General features: G+C 58.6%; 3 protein-coding genes. 1 reads left to right on the top strand and 2 read right to left on the bottom strand.

The genetic code is table 11. From position 1 onward, the window contains the following. On the top strand, positions 1 to 1,378 hold a 1,378-nt coding region (gene polA / locus H1Y01_RS05560; RefSeq protein WP_180539319.1), incomplete at its 5' end, for a DNA polymerase I. Positions 1,379 to 1,383: 5 nt separating this feature from the next. On the opposite strand, the gene H1Y01_RS05555 is transcribed toward polA, so the two are convergent. After that, a complete protein-coding gene (locus H1Y01_RS05555) occupies positions 1,384 to 1,731 on the bottom strand; it encodes a cupin domain-containing protein (protein ID WP_180539317.1) in 348 nt (115 codons plus the stop codon). A gap of 7 nt (positions 1,732 to 1,738) precedes the next feature. Next, entirely contained in the window at positions 1,739 to 2,551 is an 813-nt protein-coding gene (locus H1Y01_RS05550) for a hypothetical protein (protein WP_180539315.1), read from the bottom strand. Positions 2,552 to 2,665: the final 114 nt, after the last annotated feature.

The raw sequence follows: 2,665 nt of genomic DNA, 5'->3' as shown, positions 1-2,665 counted from the left end.
GTACGCGTTTCTGCTGGATGCCGACCCGTCCGGATGCGCTCTCGACCAGCTGGTGCAGCGCCGCCTCGATCTGAAGCTGCCCGATGATGCCGCTCAGCACGCGCTCTATGTTCGCGAGTTATGCGCGACTCTTTCGGCTTCCGTTGACGACCGCAACTTACGCGGCATCTACGAGACTCTAGAGCTGCCGCTGGCCGCCGTGCTGGCGCGTATGGAAGAGAACGGGATTCTGGTCGACCACGACGAGCTCGGCCGTTTGTCGCGCCTCATGGATACCGAGATCATACGGCTTACCGAAGAGATTCATACGCTCGCCGGACGCGAATTCAATATAGCTTCGCCGCAGCAGCTGGGGCGCGTGCTGTTCGATGAAATGAAGCTGCCTGCGCCGGTAAAGTACGGCAAAGGCAAGACGGTTTCGACAGCGGCGGATATTCTCGAGGACTTGGCCGAAAATCATGAGATCGCGCGCAAAGTCCTTGAGTATCGGCAGTTGACTAAGTTGAAGGGCACTTATGTAGATGCTATCCCGGCGCTGATCGATCCGCGCACCGGCCGCATCCATACGAGTTTCAACCAGACAGGCGCTGCCACCGGGCGTCTATCGTCATCCAATCCGAACTTACAGAACATACCGGTTAAGACGGAACTGGGGCGTGAGATCCGTGCGGCGTTCGTCCCCCGCCCCGGCTGGAAGTTACTGGTGGCCGACTACTCTCAGATTGAACTAAGACTGCTGGCTCATATGTCGCGCGATCCGGTGCTGATGGAGGCGTTCCGTTCGGGTGAAGATATCCATACGCGGACGGCCGCGGAAGTAATGGGCGTTCCGCCGATGATGGTTACCCGTGAAGCGCGCAATCGAGCCAAGGCGGTGAACTTTGGAATTGTGTACGGGATTAGTTCGTTCGGGCTGGCGCGGCAGTTAGGCATCTCGCGAAAAGAAGCGGAGCATTATATACAGAGCTACTTCCTGAGGTATGCGGGCGTGCGGCGGTTTATCGACGATACGATCGCAAATGTGCGTGCGACGGGCGTTACCAAAACGCTCTTCGGGCGCGAGCGGCCGATCCCGGATATGAACAGCCGCAACCCGAGCGCGCGAGGGTTTGCGGAACGGACCGCGGTCAACTCACCGTTGCAGGGTACGGCGGCGGATCTAATCAAGCTGGCCATGATCCGAATCGACGCAAACCTGTCAAAGCTGGAAGGTAAGTTACTCCTCCAGGTTCATGACGAGTTAGTCTTAGAGGCTCCGGAAAGTGAAGTGGAGCAGATTGCCGTCATGGTGAAACACGAGATGGAGGGCGTTTACGAGCTCGAAGTGCCGTTAATCGCGGATGTCGGGATCGGGGTAAACTGGCGCGATGCGAAGTAGCACGGCTATCTGCGAAGATACGAGTCATCGCCGCGAATCCAATCCTCGCGGCGCGGCGCAAATACATCGACAGCGATCGAATCTTCCAGAGCTTCGACTAAGTGCGGAACACCGGAAGGGATCGCAAGCATTTCACCGGCTTTGACCAGGATTTCGCGGCCATCCATCCGAAACAAGAGCAGCCCGCTAATCACGGAAGTAACCTGCTCATTCGCGTGGTCATGCAGGGGAACAATCGCGCCTTTGGAGAGCGTAATCTGCGCGATCGTAAGATTCGCGGTATGGAGACACCGGCGCGATACCAGCGCGTTCATTTGCTCTGACGGGTAGTCGTTCCAGCTCTTCGGCTCCATAGCAAGATTAGTTTCTCTTGTTATAGCGTTCGAGCATCGCCGCGGTAATGTCGATACTGGTCGGCCAGTGCCCGCGCCTTACTCCGCCATGCGTTTGATAGGCATCTAATCGGTCCGGATCGGGCTGCACGATCACGCCGTCCTGAAGGAAGATTAGGCCTACCTTGTCGGTCGGCATGCGCACCACAAACGCTTCGGCTTCGAAGAGAATCTCTCGCAGGCGGATCATGGTCGCGGTAGGGTCGAGCGGCGGATCGCTCTTGATGTCCTGGAAATCATCAAGCGTGTAGCGAGCCGTACGCCTGATCTCCGCGATAATTCCTTCCGGTGTAAATCCCAACGCCTTCCCCGCAGCGGCCCAAATAACGGCGCCGAGCGGCAAGATGGTTTCGTGGATGCTCACTAAGTCCACGGCGTCGCGCGGTTCCCGGCGTCCGTAAGCGGCAGCTACTTTGTTCGTAGCGATATCCAGGGGATGCAAGATATATCCGAACAGATCATCCCGGATCGCGGGGAAGAAGCGATAGTCGGCGTCCGCGACCCATTCGAGCCGGGTCGATTCAGCATCGCGCCGCGCTCTGACCGTGCGAAGACCCGGCTCGCGGCGCAGCCACTCGAGCGTATAGCCGTTTTCCCGCAGAAGTGCACCATTCTGTTCGGCCGCCAAGGCAACTCGTTCCTCCCGATCGCGGAAGGCTTTCATGTTGACCGAACGAGGAAGGTCGCAAGTCAACGGCGTGCTCCCTCCGACATCGCTTTCCGGGTCGCGGTGCGCCGCCAAAAGCCGCAGAATGTCTGTCTGGATCTTAGATAAGGGCACGGCACGCCTGTTCGATCTGTTCCGCCAGGCGTCTCGCTCTCAGGTCGCCCTCCACGCGCAGCGTCCAGGTGATTGCCAGTGCCTCAGCGGGGGTCGGATCAGGCAACGGTTTTC

This window comes from Nevskia soli (assembly GCF_903970205.1).
GTDB lineage: Bacteria > Acidobacteriota > Terriglobia > Bryobacterales > Bryobacteraceae > Bog-113.
Note: the sequence above shows the minus strand (reverse complement) of the source record. Positions and strands in the feature narration are given on the sequence as shown.

Bases quoted from the DNA above. Each gene is read 5' to 3' on its own strand.
- H1Y01_RS05555 (WP_180539317.1), bottom strand. From the start codon at position 1,731: ATGGAGCCGAAGAGCTGGAACGACTACCCGTCAGAGCAAATGAACGCG.